Here is a 14753-nt window from a genome sequence, read left to right on the forward strand (position 1 = left end):
GTGTTTACTTTTACTGTAATACTTATTTCTATATTTCTATACTAATGACCCGCCGCCATTTTTAATGTAATTTTGAATACCTTCAGCTGCGCGGTAAGATAAAGCTCCTAGAGTACCTGTTGGATTGAAGCTTGAGTTATGAGGGAATGCAGAGGCACCCACTACGAATACGTTTTCTACTTCCCACATTTGTAAGTAGCTGTTTAATGCAGAAGTAGCTGGGTCAGCACCCATAATTACCCCACCAGTATTGTGCGTATTTGTATCCTTGTTCACACTGAAGTTACCTTGTTCTTCAGACGTTTCAATGATATCCGCACCAATTTTCTCACCGATTTCACGAGTTTTTTGAGCCATGAATTTTACCATTTCACGATCATTGTCTGTATACTCGTAAGTCATACGAAGAAGTGGGTAACCCCAAGCATCTTTGTACTCTGGATCAATATCTAAATAGTTCGTTTTAGATGGCATACTTGCACCTTGTGTTTTAACCGGGAAGTTAGAGTTCGCATATTTAATGGATTGCTTTTTAAATTCTGCACCCCAGTTTGGCGTTCCTTTAGGAACACGATTTACTGCGATAGGACGGTCACCATATTGAGTAGAACGGATACCGGCACCGTGAATAAAGTTTACATCAGAGTGGTCGAAGTTATCCCCCATCCATTCCGCAATCTCAATACCAAGTGCACCAGCACCACCATAAAGGTTAAACTCACGATCTTCAAAGAATAATTGAGTTGTACCCCCTGTTACTTGGTAACAATAGTTTTTACCGATTGTACCAGTACCCGTTGCTGGGTTATAAGGTGTACCCAGGTTTGAATTTAATAATAATCGGGCATTATTAAATACGTAAGAAGCAACAACTACTACATCTGCAGGTTGTTCGAATTTTTCACCTGTTAACATATCAACGTAGATCACACCTGTTGCTTTACCACCACTAGATGTAATTTCTAATACGTTGGCATGTGTACGTAAATCTAATTTACCTGTTTCTTTCGCAACAGGAATTACTGTTACAGCTGGATCACCTTTTGCACCATATTCACAACCGAAGTTTTCACAGAATGCACAATATTGACATGCACCACGTTGAATTCCATCCGGATTTGTATAAGTTTCAGAAAGGTTAGCTGCTGGAATAACAAATGGTTTGTATCCAAGGCTTGAAGTTGCTTCCTCAAAAGTTTTCATTAAAGGAGTTTTTACTAATGGGCCAGTTGGGTATGGATTAGCACGTTTTCCCCATAACTCTGGTACTTCTTCACCAGAAATACCCGCCATATATTCAAATTTTTCATAATATGGTTCAATTTCTTCGTATGTAATACCCCAATCTTGAAGCGTCATCCATTCCGGGATTTTAGCTTCACCATATCGTTCTATGGTTTTAGAACGAATTTCGAAGTCATACGGTAAGAAACGGTAAGTTTGTCCATTCCAGTGAGAACCAGCTCCACCTACACCATCACCAACGATGAATGTACCATAATGACGCATTGGAAGCGATTTTTGATCAGGTGTACTACGATAAGTAATTGTTTCTTTTGATAAATCCTGCATTAACTCCGTTCGATGTTGATAGCGCAATTCATCGTGAGCCATTGTATAATCTGCTGTCGTACGATCTTTACCACGTTCTAATCCCACAACGTTGATACCAGCTTTTGTTAGTTCGGCAGATACGATACCGCCAGCCCAGCCCATACCTATTATTACTACTGGTGCTTTTTCTAATTTTGTTGCCATTTATTTAGTCAATCCTTTCTCTTTTACGTCCAAATTAAATCATTAGCTCATGTGGCTGCTTAGGCCCTCTGGTTTTAGTTCGATAAATTCTTCGCTTTGAATTTCGTTTACATATTGCATGCGAGAACCAGGGTATTTACGCATTGACCAACCGATCATTTCACTGTTACCACCATACATTGGGTCAGCATACACACCTTCAATTGTCATTGTACGTAGTAAATTGAAGAATTCAGATGAACTAGTATTTCCATACAATGTTGCTTTGCCTTCACTAAATGCAGTTAATACTTCATCTTGTTGTTCAGGTTCTAACGCAGTAAATGCGCTTTCATAATTTTCTTTTGAATAAGTATCGAGTGCTACTAATCCCGCACGGAATAAATCCTTGCGCAATAATTTCTGTTGTGGGCCTTGGTTTTCACCCGGAGTATAGAAACCACCTAATCGATAGTCCTTTACATTGTTACCCCATTGACCCGCTAACTGATGGTCGATATATACAGCAGCTAATAATTCTTTTGCACCTGGTCCGTTATCATCTTCTGGATAAATACGATCAGCAGCAGCTGCTGCTGTTTGATATTCTGCTGGTGTAAAGAACATTAATGCGTGATTGAAGTTTGTAGAACCTGTACCGTGTGAAGCGTGTTGTGAGTTCGGATCAGTAGTTGAAGTACCTTCATTGTTTTTAACTACTAAACTAGTTACTGCACCACCAAGAACTAATCCTCCAAGTGTTAATCCTGAATTTTTTAAGAAATTACGTCTTGTCGACTTTTTCTCCGTGAAATTTTCTTTCTCTGCCATTATGAGTCCTCCTTAATTAACTGAACATAGCTCCAAAATTAAAATAAAGTGCGAAAATTATAGACGCCATAATTATTGAAAGCATAAAACCTAAATGTTTAATTCCTATCCAACATCCAATAATAATAGCTAAACCTACAGCTGAACCAATAAGCGCAAATGCGGGTACAACACTATTGTATACAGAAATAGTGAATGCATATCCTACCGTTAATGTAATCCCGGCCAACACTTGAAATATCAGCGAAAGTTCCTCGCGGTTATACTCTGTCATGTTTTCCCTCCTTGAAGATTATACGCAGATTATTTGTTTACTTTTTTAATAAAGCGTGTATAATTTAATTTTGTTCCTCTCAAAAACTATTTCATTCTATAACAGTTTTGTATACAAATCAAAGTTTTTATTATGAATATAGAAATTTTTTTAATAAATTGGTTTCATTTTTTACATATTCTAGAAAGCGTGGTGAAAGAATGGAAGATAAAGAGTATACATTGGTGGAACATCTAGAAGAATTGCGTAAACGGTTGATTATTATTTGTGTAGTCTTTTTAGTAGCGCTATTAGTAGGTTTCCTTTTCGCACCAGACATATTACAGTTCTTAAAATCTCAAGAGGTCGCAAAACAAGTAGATTGGAATGTATTCGGCTATACAGATGGCATCTCAATTTATGTAAAGTGTGCACTTTTAGTTGCTATTTGTTTTACTTTACCTGTTGGGATGCATCAAATTTGGCAATTTACAAAACCAGGATTAACAAACAAAGAAGCAACTAGTGCTGGTACATTTATTCCAGCTGCCTTCCTCCTATTTATAATAGGTGTTTCATTTAGTTACTTTATTTTGTTCCCACTCATGCTAAATTTTATGGCTAATATCAATAAAACAATTGGTGCAACTGAAACTTATGGGATGCAACAATACTTTACACTCATGTTTAACCTACTAATTCCAGTTGGACTTGTATTTGAACTACCTGTAGTTATCTTGTTTTTAACAAAGTTGGGAATAGTTACTCCTGCTCGTTTGCGAAAAATGCGCAAAATAGCCTATTTTATCCTCATTGTAGTTGGAGTTATGATTTCACCACCTGATTTTGTTTCAGATTTCTTAATTATTATTCCGTTATTACTTTTATTTGAAATAAGTATCATCGTTTCGGAGAAGACTTATAAAAAGCAATTAAAAAATGCTGAAGAAGTGACAAACTAAGAACTAAATTATTGGAGGAGGGTTTTCAATGTTTCAATCGATCGGAGTACCAGGATTAGTTATAATCCTAGTCATTGCTTTAATTTTATTCGGACCATCTAAATTACCTCAGTTGGGGAAAGCTGTTGGACAAACTTTAAAAGAATTTAAAGATTCAACAAAAGATGTGGTCGATGATGTGACAGGTGAATTCAAGGAAGCAAAAGAAGAATTCACATTAGTTGATAACAAAAAAGAAGACACAGCAAAAAAATAATTCCTACTTAAACACACTAATAATTTGTCCCCTCTAGATACTAGTGATACTTTCTAGTGGCACTGTTATCTAGAGGGGATTAAAAGGAATTAACTTAGGGTACTGTTCTTTAAATGGAGGAATAATTTTATGTTAAACTCAATCGGAATTCCAGGATTAATCATTATTTTAGTGATTATCTTAATCATGTTTGGTCCTTCTAAGCTACCAAAATTAGGCCGCTCAATTGGTGAATCGATGAAAAACTTCAAAGATTCCACTAAAGGTGTTTTAGACGACGAAGAAGACAATAAAAAAGAAGAAAAAATGTAATATAAAAGAGTTGTCCCAATTCATTTGGAACAACTCTTTTGCTATTTTATAGTGGGATATTCCCATGCTTTTTCGCTGGTCTTGTTTCCTCTTTGTTTGAAAGCATATCTAATGCTTGTATCAATTTAATACGAGTTTCACGAGGGTCTATTACATCATCGACCATCCCGCGAGATGCTGCTACATATGGATTTGCAAATTTTTCTTTGTATTCTTCAATTTTTGCTGCACGAGTAGCTTCTGGGTCTGCTGATTTCGCAATTTCATTTGCAAAAATAATATTCGCTGCACCAGCCGCACCCATTACTGCAATTTCAGCATTTGGCCAAGCGAATACAAGATCGGCACCAATAGCTTTCGAGTTTAGTGCTACATAAGCACCACCATATGCTTTACGTAAAATAACTGTTATTTTTGGAACTGTTGCTTCTGAATACGCATATAAAATTTTCGCTCCATGACGAATGATTCCACCATGCTCTTGTTTTACTCCTGGGAAGAAACCAGATACATCTTCAAATGTGATAATCGGGATATTGAAGGAATCACATGTACGAATAAAGCGAGATGCTTTATCTGACGAATCAATATCTAAACCACCAGCCAGTGCTTTTGGTTGGTTACAAACTAAACCAACAGACTCTCCAGCAATTCGAGCAAAACCTACAACTATATTTTTCGCAAACTCAGAATGTACCTCCATAAAGGATCCTTCATCCACTACTTGTTCTACAACTTTACGGACATCGTATGGTTTTGTTGGTTCGATGGGTACATAGTCGATGATATCTGGACGATAATCATCCGTTTGTGGTCTTTGTTGCTTTGGTGCTTTTTCTTTATAACTTTGAGGTAGATAACTTAGTAATCTACGAATCTGTTCGATAGATTCCTCTTCAGATGGTGCACGGAAATGGGCATTCCCACTAATTGAGTTATGCACCTTTGAACCACCTAGATCTTCCGAAGAAATTTTTTCGCCTGTTACAGTTTCGATAACTTTTGGTCCAGTAATGAACATTTGCGATGTTTTATCAACCATTAAGATAAAGTCGGTAATTGCAGGTGAATAAACAGCACCACCCGCACAAGGCCCCATAATTACTGAAATTTGTGGAATTACGCCCGAATAGATCGAATTGCGATAAAAAATATGACCATATCCATCTAATGAAAGTACCCCTTCTTGGATACGTGCCCCGCCTGAATCGTTAATACCGATGAATGGTGTACCATTTTTCGCTGCTAAATCCATTACAGCAGCAATCTTCATGGCATGCATTTCACCAAGGGCACCACCGAATACCGTAAAGTCTTGTGCGAAAAGATAGACATTACGTCCATTTATTTTACCAAAGCCAGTCACCACCCCATCACCAGGTCCAACTTGCTTGTCCATTCCAAAGTCTGTCGTTCTATGGGTAATAAACGGATTGATCTCTACGAAGCTTCCTTCATCGAGTAGTAAATCGATACGTTCACGAGCTGTTAATTTTCCTTTTTCATGTTGCTTCTCAATTCTCTTGTCTCCCCCACCAAGCTCGATTTCACGCTTTCGGTCATGCATTTCGTTTATTTTATCGAACATATCCATACTCATCTATCCCCTTTTCCACTTTTATCGCAAAGCTCATATAAAACACCAAAAGAATCCTTTGGATGTAAGAAGGCTACCTCAGCTCCCCCTGCACCAGGTTTTGGCTCCTCCGAGAGAATTCTTATCCCTTTTTCTTGTAATTCTTGCATTCTCTCACGAATACCCTTCACCCCAAAAGCAACATGCTGAATTCCCTCACCACGTTTTTCAATATGTTTATAGATTGCACTTTCTTCACTTGTTGGTTCCAATAATTCAAACTTTACATTCCCAGCATCTATGAATGCCACGCGTACGTGCTGGGAAGGAACTTCTTCAATTTTCAGTAATTTCAATCCAAGCGTTTCCGTATAATATGTAATTCGTTCTTCCAAGTTTTTAACAGCAATCCCAATATGATCCACTTTCTCCATTATAACACCCCTCTGTTATAGTACATATCTATTTTAACTAATTTGAAAACAATTGGCTACGTACTTGTGTTATTTTCTAAATTTGATAAACTAAAAATAAGAAACAAAGGAGAGAACGAATATGAGCAATAAAAAATTTCAGAAAATAGTTGTATATTGTATGATAGCAATTATGGTAATCTCTACTTTAGCATTTGGTCTATCATTCTTCTAATTTCTAAACTTTGCGATTACACTTCTTCTGTAATCGCCTTTTTTCTTCTCTTTTTCTTGATTCCTTTAAAGGACTGCTTGATCACCAGATACTCATCCATTTCTTCAATAAATTGATAAAGTGAAGCCATAGCAAGGAACTTCTCATGGTTTTCTGGTAAAGGCATCTTTGCAAACTCTTCTTTTACTATTTCCAGTTTGTCTCTAAATCTCTTCGCAGTATTTCCTGAATGTACATTTTCTGCTAAATCCTCTATAAAATCTGCGACTAACTCCGCTTGTTGTACCATAACAGGCAATGTTGTAATTTTGGGTAGAACCCCTTCAATAATTTCAAATTGTTTCTCACGCATATCGAAATAGAGATAAAATTCATTTTGTTTTCGTGTTAAATGGTTTTCAACATCTTTGAAGGCTAAAGATTTCGCTCTATTTATAAGATTTTCTGCTTCAATTATCTCTTTCCCATCCCAAGAGGTATCACCATTACGCAAATATTTTACGATTTCGGAAAAAATCGAACGGTAAATTTCTTCCAATTCTTCAATATATCGTTCAAGATCTTTCTGATAATCTCCCATATACATATTGACTGCAAGTGCTGTACCAAAGCCAATTGCCATTAAGGAAAGCTCATTTAGAAATAAATCGAGAGTAAAGTTCGCTTCAGAGTACAAATGCATAATAATTACGACACTCGATATAAAACCTGCCGAAACATTAATTGAGACAATTGTTGGTATAAATAACAAAATCATAATTCCAAGCACAATGGGGTTATAAGCAATTTCTTCAAATAAAATATAGGCAAAACCCATTCCTATTAGACTTGCTACCAATCTTGTATATACTGCGTGTACCGATTTCCTTTTAGTAGTCTGAATACAAAGTATGGTAAGAATCGCTGCTGAGGATGCAAATTCTAAATTAAAATAACTCGCGATTGCGATAGCAATTGTGGCGCCTACTGCTGTTTTAATTGTTCGATAGCCGATTTTATACTTTTTAATATCGACTTCCCCCTTCAAGCATTTAAACTGAAAATTAAGATAAAACGAAAAATTAGAAAACTAGGCTGATTGCCAAGCTTTTAAGCAATCAGCCTATGTTGCACTTAGGTGGATAAGAAAGCCAATTCTTTCTATCCATGAACATATCCCTAAAGCCTGAGCTCTTTGGAGTTATCGTTCATCTAAGTATCAATTCTGTTCCTTATGAAAGTGGATGTTTATTACACTTCTTCACAGTATTCTTCAAAATTACCTTGAAGGTTTGTAACAACTGACATTGGGTCATGCCCTTCAATTTCATGGCGACCGATATCTGCCACAATTTTTCCGTCTTTTAATAGAACGAATGCTGGTGATGATGGAATGTGATTATCCCCAAATAGATGACGTGCAGCGGCAGTCGCTTCTTTATCTTGACCAGCAAATACCGTTACTAAGTGATCTGGGCGTTTATCATAATGAATAGCATTCGCAGCAGCTGGACGAGCAATTCCTCCTGCACAACCACAAACTGAGTTCACCATTACCAACGTTGTTCCAGTACGAGCAAATGCTTCCTCAACTTCCTCTGGTGTACGCAGTTGTTCGTAACCTGCACTTTCAATTTCAGCGCGTGCTGTTCTTTTAATTTCTTCCATAAATAAATCGTAATCCATATTCATGATTTATCGCTCCTCTCAACTATTCATTTTAACATAAAGACATAAAATTGTAGATTTTCTTGCTCCTTAGGAAAACAGCTTTGAAACTCCTTGTGTGACAGTAATTTCTCCTCTTAGTATGGCCTCTTCAATCGACTTTACTTCAATTTTCCGATTAGAATTTTGGAAAAAAGAGTCTATCAAAGTATCGCGTATCATTGTGTGGAACCATTCTTTTGTTTGTTCGAGTCTTCGTGATTCCCAAACATTCGAACTTTTAATGGTTTGTTCAAATTGACAAATTATTTCCCAAACCTCCATCAGACCAGTTTTTTCATGCGAAGAGGCAGGGATAGCTCTACTCATCCATCCTGGCGTTGCTGGCTGGAGAAAATGCAGGATTTGCATGTACTCTCGAACAGTCCTCCTTGCCTTTTGAACATTATCTCCATCACTTTTATGAACTACAATTCCATCAGCGAGTTCCATTATTCCTTTTTTCATCCCTTGTAATTCATCACCCGCACCTGTCAGCACTAGTAAAAGAAAGAAATCAACCATTCCGCGGACATAGGTCTCACTCTGCCCGACCCCAACAGTTTCAATCAGAATGACATCATATCCCGCCGCTTCGCATAGCAGCATTGTTTCTCTAGATTTTTTATGGACACCACCTAATGTGCCGGCACTTGCAGATGGTCGTACAAAGGCACTTTTGTTACGACTCAATTCTTCCATTCGAGTTTTATCCCCCAGGATACTTCCACCAGAAATTGTTGAACTCGGATCGATTGCTAATACTGCTACTCTTTTCCCCATATTACACAACATTGTTCCGAAGGTTTCAATAAAAGAACTTTTCCCTGCCCCTGGAACACCCGTAATTCCTATTCGGATACTATTTCCCGTATATGGCAGAAGCTCTTGTAGAAGCTTTTGAGCCTGCTCTTTATGATCAGTATTGGAACTTTCGATAAGGGTTATAGCTTTAGAAAGAGAAGTTCGCTGACCAGATCGTACATCATCTGCCAACTTAGAGATATCAATCTCATTCTGCTTTTTTTTCTTGAATTTTTTCGGTTTAATGGTCATTCCGTCATGGCCACCGTTTACCCCAAGCCTAACGTTTAAAGCACCCACGTCTTGCTGCAAGTTCTCATTACGTTCCATTAATCAGACACTTCCTCGTATCCCAAACGTCTATAAATTTCTTCAATTATTTTTATAGCTGAGACGGGAATTACTGTCCCGGGACCAAAAATTGCTACTGCACCAGCATCATAAATAAATTGGTAGTCTTGAGCTGGAATTACTCCGCCAACAATGACAATAATATCTTCTCGACCTAGTTTTTCAAGCGCTTCAATTAATTCAGGTACTAATGTTTTGTGACCCGCTGCAAGGGATGAGACACCTACACAATGAACATCGTTCTCTACAGCCATTTGTGCTGCTTCTTCCGGTGTCATAAACAAAGGAGAGATATCTACATCAAAGCCAAGATCAGCATAGCCTGTTGCTACTACTTTCGCTCCACGATCATGTCCATCTTGCCCCATCTTCGCCACCAGAATTCTAGGTCGGCGGCCCTCATTTTCTAAAAATTCATCGGTCATTAGCTTCACTTCTTTAATAAGTTCATCATCCGAAAAATTAGAAGAATAAACACCGGAAATGGAACGAATTACCGCCTTATGGCGACCTGAAACTTTTTCAATCGCATCAGATATTTCTCCAAGTGAAGCACGGGCACGGGCCGCGTCAATAGCAACTGCTAATAAGTTTTCTTCCCCTATTTTTGCTGCATCTGATAAACGTGCTAATTGTTTTTGAACTTCTGCTTCATTTCGTTCAAGTTTCAATTTTTCTAAGCGTTCAATTTGTTTTTGACGAACAATTGAATTATCGATATCTAAAATGTCGATTGGTTCTTCTTTATCTAAAAGGTATTTATTTACCCCAACGATTGTTTCAGTTTTTGAGTCGATTTTAGCTTGGCGTTTCGCTGCAGATTCTTCGACTTTCATTTTTGGTAGGCCCGTTTCAATTGCTTTTGCCATCCCGCCCAGTTCTTCAATTTCATCAATCAATGTCCACGCTTTTTCAATAAGCTCTTCTGTCAACTTCTCAACATAATAAGAGCCGCCCCATGGATCAATGACTTTCGTCATCCCCGTCTCTTCTTGTAGGAACAATTGTGTATTTCGAGCAATGCGAGCAGAAAAATCGGTCGGTAATGCAATGGCTTCATCAAGCGCATTTGTATGAAGTGATTGAGTATGTCCCATTGCTGCAGCATTTGCTTCTATCAATGTTCTCGTTACATTATTAAAAGGATCCTGTTCTGTTAATGACCATCCCGATGTCTGTGAATGTGTGCGTAAAGCCAGGGATTTTGGGTTCTTCGGATTAAATGTACTCATCATCTGTGCCCAAATTCGTCGAGCAGCGCGCATTTTGGCAACTTCCATATAATAGTTCATTCCAATAGCCCAGAAAAATGAAAGTCTAGGCGCAAATGAATCAATATCGATACCCGCTTTAAGACCTGTCCGAACATATTCTAGTCCATCAGCTAATGTATAAGCTAACTCGATGTCATTGGTAGCACCAGCTTCTTGAATATGGTATCCAGAAATTGAAATGGAATTGAATTTAGGCATAAATTTACTTGTGTACTCAAAGATATCAGCAATAATCTTCATCGACATCTCAGGTGGATAAATATACGTATTACGAACCATATATTCTTTTAAAATATCATTCTGAATTGTACCCGCAAGTTGTTCTGGTGATACACCTTGTTCTTCTGCAGCTACGATATAAAATGCCATGATTGGTAGTACTGCACCATTCATTGTCATAGATACGGACATTTGGTCTAACGGAATTCCATCAAATAAAATTTTCATATCTTCAATCGAATCAATGGCCACACCAGCTTTCCCTACATCCCCTTTTACCCGAGGATGGGTAGAATCATATCCACGGTGTGTAGCTAAATCAAATGCTACAGATAACCCCTTTTGCCCCATCGCTAAGTTGCGGCGATAAAATGCATTTGATTCTTCTGCCGTTGAAAAGCCTGCATATTGTCGAACTGTCCATGGCCGAGCTACATACATAGTTGGATATGGTCCACGAGTATTTGGTGCAATGCCTGAAACATCAGTTAAATGTTTTACATTTTGGATATCTTCCGCATTATAAAATTCATTTACTTCAATTCCTTCATTTGTCATAAATTTACCACTTGGTTTCAGGTTTTCATTCATTAAAACTTCTGTAATCTGAATTGATTCAAAATTTGGCTTACTCATTGTTGTACCCCCTTCAAGCTTTCAAGTACCTCTGTCAGCTTTTCAACAATATTTTGACCCGCAAATATAAAGCCGTTTAAACCTTTTGCTTGCCATTCTTCTTGTTCTTCTTTATATTTGCCTGCTACATCCAATAGTAAGCCTTCAGGTATAGTATCCAGAAGTGCAGGGACTAGTAATTTTGCATCCTCATCTTTTGCAGCGATTACTACATAGTCATAATTGCTATTTTCCAGCCATTTTTTAGCTGCTTCCAGGTTTAGAATTTCGCCAGACTTCTCGGGAACAATCCCAGCAGTAGCCAAAAACCCTTCTACAAAATCAGCACGTGGTTTGAAGTCTTTTAATGCGCCAAATGTTAAAATGGCAATGCTCGGTTGAAGCAATTTATAGTTCGACCTTAAGTTTTCAAAAGGAATAGCTAAACGCTTTATATGAGCAAATAAAGCATTTGTTACTGTAGATACTTCATCAGAGGGATTTGCATAAATGTTCGTCCCAATAAGAGAGTGTTTTCGTGTTTTAACCGCATTAAGTCTACTTTCATATGCATCATTTAAATCGGCTTGTAATTTACCCGATTGGATATATGCATCAATCCCACCAGCCTTCTCGATAGATAAGAATAGCCCCCATGCTTTTTTTACAAATTCAGCTGTCAGTGATTCGATAAAGTAAGATCCACCTGATGCATCCAGAACATTTTCAACATAGGACTCTTCTTTCAACACAAGTGAAACATTTCTTGCAATACGAATCGATTTTTCAGTTGGATTCGTTAAGCAATCATGAGGATGTACTGTAAAGTATTCTGCACCGCCAATTAATGCTGCTAACGCTTCATTTCCCGCACGTAATAGGTTTACATATTCATCTGCTTTTGTATAACTACGTAAAGAAACTTCTGCCAGCACAGGAATACTTGCTGCCTCCTCAACTCCATACGCTTTTGTAAACGCTTTCCAAAGTACCTTAAATGCACGCAATTTTGCAATCTCCGAGAAGAACTGTGTATCAATGGCAAAGTTGACAAAAAATTTGTTCGTGAAGCTTTCAAAATCCCCTTCTTGCTCCGCATATTTGGAGGCTAACGCAAGGGATAAAGCCAATTCTTGAATAGCATTTGCCCCATCATTATGAAACGGTACGGTATTTCCAGAGACCGTTCTTAATTTATGAGATGCACGTTGTGTAATTGGTTCCTTAGCAATAATAAAGCCATTACCAGTCGGTTCTTCTAATTTATTTAAAACTTCTGAAATTGGATCATTCTCATTTTCTACATATATTTTAAATGAATTTTCAGTTAAAAATTTCGCTAATTGTGTTAAGTTTTCTTCATTCCAGGCAAAAGAAACACGGCTATCAATGGTTAAACAGTCGTTTCCTTTTTCAATACTATCTTGTAGTAATTTAAAAAACTCTGAGGAGGTTTTCCCATAAATTTGTTGTGCAACTTTAAACCCCTTTGTTGCCTTCAATGAGCGAATAGTGGAAATTTGCTTTTCTAATTGCTCGCCTAATTTGTCCACTAGCATTTCTTGTGTATAAAGAGGTTCTAGTGTTACACCTTCTACAGTTTTAGTGAATAATGTTTCGAACGGCTTCCCCTTTAGTGCTTTTATTGCCTGTTCTTTCCACTCTTCATAACTAGCTGATGGAAATTGAATATCTTTCATTTGAATTGACATATTCTCGCTAAAAAGCTTCCCCCTTTAACTATATCCCGCTTTGTTTGTAGGACTCTTTTAAAGTCCCTTGATGAAACTAATAATTATAGAGCTTGAACAACTCCTCTAATTCAAGTTTCATTTTATAATTTAATTCTACATTAGAAAAGCATCCCAATAAAGTAAAAAAAGTAAAAGAAGCCTTATATGACAAGGCTTCTTTTACTTTCAGTAGACTGACATCGAGTCTTTATTTACATTTTCGAGAATTTCTTTCACTCGATTCAGAAATTTCCCACAAATGAGTCCATCTAATATTCTATGGTCAAGAGACAAACATAAATTTACCATATCACGAGCAGCAAACATGCCACCTTCCATAATGACTGGTCTTTTTACAATCGACTCTACCTGAATGATTGCAGCTTGAGGATGGTTTATAATCCCCATAGACTGGACAGAGCCAAATGAACCTGTATTGTTTACAGTAAATGTGCCACCTTGGATATGCTCTGAACGAAGTTTTCCATTTCGCACAATTGTTGATAGCTCGTGGATTTCTTTTGCGATTCCCTTAATCGATTTCTCATCGGCATGTTTAATGACAGGTACAAATAGGGCATCCTCCGTTGCTACTGCAATTGAAATATGAATATCCTTCTTTTGAATAATTTTGTCATCAGCCCAAACAGAATTCATCATCGGAAACTCTTTCAATGCTCTTGCTACCGCTTTTATAAAGAAAGCGAAATAAGTTATATTAAAGCCTTCTTTAGCTTTAAATTCATTTTTAATGGAATCTCGGTAACTCACTAGATCGGTAACATCTACTTCCATCATCATCCATGCATGTGGGACCTCTTGAGAGCTACGGACCATATTTTTCGCAATTGCGCGGCGTATAGACGAAACAGGGATTTCAATATCACCAGCTCCAACAGCACTTTGAACAGAAACATCTCTAACCTTTGCCTCTGTTTTTACCTCTTCAACTTGAGGTACAGTTTCAACAACCGAAGTATCTTTTTGCGGCATTTGCCCATTTTCTATGAGTTTTTGCAGGTCTTTCCTTGTAATGCGACATTCTAAGCCAGTGCCTTCAACTAACTCTAAATCGATATTATGTTCCTGTGCTAATCGTAAAACGGCAGGTGAATAGCGTTTTTTATTAGATGAATCAGATGCAGTCTCCTTTATCTCATTCTCTTCTTTTTGTTTAGGTATATTTGCGTTTAAAATAGCTGAGCTAACGTTAGACTCCTCAGGCTGGGCAGTTGCTTGCTCAGTTGAACCATTAGTTACTTCAACAGAACAAATGATTGTACCAACCTGTAGTGCCTCACCTTCATTTGCAATTAGCTCTTTAATTGTCCCTGTAAAGGAAGAAGGAATTTCCGCATTTACTTTGTCAGTTACCACTTCTGCTATTGGATCATATATGTTGACTTTGTCACCAGGTTTAACTAACCACTTTTCGATTGTCCCCTCGGTTACACTTTCTCCCAGCTGTGGCATTAAAATATTTTCAATAGACATTT

At 37.5% G+C, this 14753-nt stretch carries 15 protein-coding genes; 4 read left to right on the forward strand and 11 right to left on the reverse strand.

The genetic code is table 11. The annotated features are described in order from the left end of the window. Positions 1 to 36: 36 nt before the first annotated feature. From C1N55_RS11610 to C1N55_RS11620, 3 genes are read right to left on the reverse strand one after another with little or no spacing between them, the layout of a single operon-like run. A complete protein-coding gene (locus tag C1N55_RS11610; RefSeq protein WP_137728979.1) occupies positions 37 to 1758 on the reverse strand; it encodes a GMC family oxidoreductase in 1722 nt (573 codons plus the stop codon). Positions 1759 to 1800: 42 nt separating this feature from the next. Beyond that, complete coding sequence (locus C1N55_RS11615) at positions 1801 to 2568, reverse strand: gluconate 2-dehydrogenase subunit 3 family protein (RefSeq protein WP_137728980.1); 768 nt, start codon at positions 2566 to 2568, stop codon at positions 1801 to 1803. A gap of 16 nt (positions 2569 to 2584) precedes the next feature. Then, positions 2585 to 2842, reverse strand: a complete 258-nt coding sequence (locus tag C1N55_RS11620; protein WP_137728981.1) for a hypothetical protein — start codon at positions 2840 to 2842, stop codon at positions 2585 to 2587. 200 nt (positions 2843 to 3042) lie between these two features. On the opposite strand from C1N55_RS11620, the gene tatC reads away from it, so the two are divergent. From tatC to tatA, 3 genes are all read left to right on the forward strand, one after another. Then, the gene (tatC, locus tag C1N55_RS11625; protein WP_137728982.1) at positions 3043 to 3783 is read left to right on the forward strand and encodes a twin-arginine translocase subunit TatC; all 741 of its coding nucleotides are present in this window, start codon (positions 3043 to 3045) and stop codon (positions 3781 to 3783) included. Positions 3784 to 3811: 28 nt separating this feature from the next. After that, on the forward strand, positions 3812 to 4039 hold the full coding sequence (locus C1N55_RS11630) for a twin-arginine translocase TatA/TatE family subunit (protein WP_137728983.1): 228 nt from the start codon (positions 3812 to 3814) through the stop codon (positions 4037 to 4039). Between the two features lie 129 nt (positions 4040 to 4168). Further along, on the forward strand, positions 4169 to 4351 hold the full coding sequence (tatA, locus tag C1N55_RS11635; RefSeq protein WP_137728984.1) for a twin-arginine translocase TatA/TatE family subunit: 183 nt from the start codon (positions 4169 to 4171) through the stop codon (positions 4349 to 4351). 46 nt (positions 4352 to 4397) lie between these two features. Here the strand turns inward: tatA and C1N55_RS11640 are convergent, their stop codons facing one another. Further along, positions 4398 to 5945 (reverse strand): acyl-CoA carboxylase subunit beta, encoded by a 1548-nt coding sequence (locus C1N55_RS11640; protein WP_137728985.1) that lies wholly within the window; start codon positions 5943 to 5945, stop codon positions 4398 to 4400. Positions 5946 to 5947: 2 nt separating this feature from the next. Continuing rightward, complete coding sequence (mce, locus tag C1N55_RS11645; protein WP_137728986.1) at positions 5948 to 6361, reverse strand: methylmalonyl-CoA epimerase; 414 nt, start codon at positions 6359 to 6361, stop codon at positions 5948 to 5950. A 121-nt stretch (positions 6362 to 6482) separates the two neighbouring features. Here mce and prli42 point away from each other — a divergent pair, with 121 nt between their 5' ends. Further along, complete coding sequence (gene prli42, locus C1N55_RS20555) at positions 6483 to 6575, forward strand: stressosome-associated protein Prli42 (protein WP_153062698.1); 93 nt, start codon at positions 6483 to 6485, stop codon at positions 6573 to 6575. A gap of 16 nt (positions 6576 to 6591) precedes the next feature. Here prli42 and C1N55_RS11650 read toward each other — a convergent pair whose 3' ends face one another. From C1N55_RS11650 to C1N55_RS11675, 6 genes are all read right to left on the reverse strand, one after another. Further along, the gene (locus tag C1N55_RS11650; protein ID WP_240758283.1) at positions 6592 to 7602 is read right to left on the reverse strand and encodes an aromatic acid exporter family protein; all 1011 of its coding nucleotides are present in this window, start codon (positions 7600 to 7602) and stop codon (positions 6592 to 6594) included. 203 nt (positions 7603 to 7805) lie between these two features. Next, positions 7806 to 8246, reverse strand: coding sequence for a BrxA/BrxB family bacilliredoxin (locus C1N55_RS11655; protein WP_137728987.1), 441 nt, complete (start codon positions 8244 to 8246; stop codon positions 7806 to 7808). A gap of 66 nt (positions 8247 to 8312) precedes the next feature. Beyond that, positions 8313 to 9395 (reverse strand): methylmalonyl Co-A mutase-associated GTPase MeaB, encoded by a 1083-nt coding sequence (meaB, locus tag C1N55_RS11660; RefSeq protein ID WP_137728988.1) that lies wholly within the window; start codon positions 9393 to 9395, stop codon positions 8313 to 8315. Beyond that, the gene (gene scpA, locus C1N55_RS11665; protein WP_137728989.1) at positions 9395 to 11545 is read right to left on the reverse strand and encodes a methylmalonyl-CoA mutase; all 2151 of its coding nucleotides are present in this window, start codon (positions 11543 to 11545) and stop codon (positions 9395 to 9397) included. Before scpA ends, meaB begins: the two co-directional genes overlap by 1 nt. Beyond that, positions 11542 to 13236, reverse strand: coding sequence for a methylmalonyl-CoA mutase family protein (locus C1N55_RS11670; protein ID WP_137728990.1), 1695 nt, complete (start codon positions 13234 to 13236; stop codon positions 11542 to 11544). The genes scpA and C1N55_RS11670 overlap by 4 nt, the downstream gene beginning before the upstream one ends. A 207-nt stretch (positions 13237 to 13443) precedes the next feature. Then, positions 13444 to 14751: a dihydrolipoamide acetyltransferase family protein gene (locus C1N55_RS11675; protein ID WP_137728991.1), complete on the reverse strand. Its 1308-nt coding sequence runs from the start codon at positions 14749 to 14751 to the stop codon at positions 13444 to 13446. Positions 14752 to 14753 lie beyond the last annotated feature (2 nt).

This window comes from Lysinibacillus sp. SGAir0095 (assembly GCF_005491425.1).
Lineage (GTDB): Bacteria > Bacillota > Bacilli > Bacillales_A > Planococcaceae > Ureibacillus.

Excerpts from the sequence above, each read along its gene's own strand:
- C1N55_RS11610 (WP_137728979.1), bottom strand. The coding sequence starts at position 1,758 with ATGGCAACAAAATTAGAAAAAGCACCAGTAGTAATAATAGGTATGGGC.
- C1N55_RS11615 (WP_137728980.1), bottom strand. The coding sequence starts at position 2,568 with ATGGCAGAGAAAGAAAATTTCACGGAGAAAAAGTCGACAAGACGTAAT.
- C1N55_RS11620 (WP_137728981.1), bottom strand. The coding sequence starts at position 2,842 with ATGACAGAGTATAACCGCGAGGAACTTTCGCTGATATTTCAAGTGTTG.
- tatC (WP_137728982.1), top strand. The coding sequence starts at position 3,043 with ATGGAAGATAAAGAGTATACATTGGTGGAACATCTAGAAGAATTGCGT.
- C1N55_RS11630 (WP_137728983.1), top strand. The coding sequence starts at position 3,812 with ATGTTTCAATCGATCGGAGTACCAGGATTAGTTATAATCCTAGTCATT.
- tatA (WP_137728984.1), top strand. The coding sequence starts at position 4,169 with ATGTTAAACTCAATCGGAATTCCAGGATTAATCATTATTTTAGTGATT.
- C1N55_RS11640 (WP_137728985.1), bottom strand. The coding sequence starts at position 5,945 with ATGGATATGTTCGATAAAATAAACGAAATGCATGACCGAAAGCGTGAA.
- mce (WP_137728986.1), bottom strand. The coding sequence starts at position 6,361 with ATGGAGAAAGTGGATCATATTGGGATTGCTGTTAAAAACTTGGAAGAA.
- prli42 (WP_153062698.1), top strand. The coding sequence starts at position 6,483 with ATGAGCAATAAAAAATTTCAGAAAATAGTTGTATATTGTATGATAGCA.
- C1N55_RS11655 (WP_137728987.1), bottom strand. The coding sequence starts at position 8,246 with ATGAATATGGATTACGATTTATTTATGGAAGAAATTAAAAGAACAGCA.
- meaB (WP_137728988.1), bottom strand. The coding sequence starts at position 9,395 with ATGGAACGTAATGAGAACTTGCAGCAAGACGTGGGTGCTTTAAACGTT.
- scpA (WP_137728989.1), bottom strand. The coding sequence starts at position 11,545 with ATGAGTAAGCCAAATTTTGAATCAATTCAGATTACAGAAGTTTTAATG.
- C1N55_RS11670 (WP_137728990.1), bottom strand. The coding sequence starts at position 13,236 with ATGTCAATTCAAATGAAAGATATTCAATTTCCATCAGCTAGTTATGAA.
- C1N55_RS11675 (WP_137728991.1), bottom strand. The coding sequence starts at position 14,751 with ATGTCTATTGAAAATATTTTAATGCCACAGCTGGGAGAAAGTGTAACC.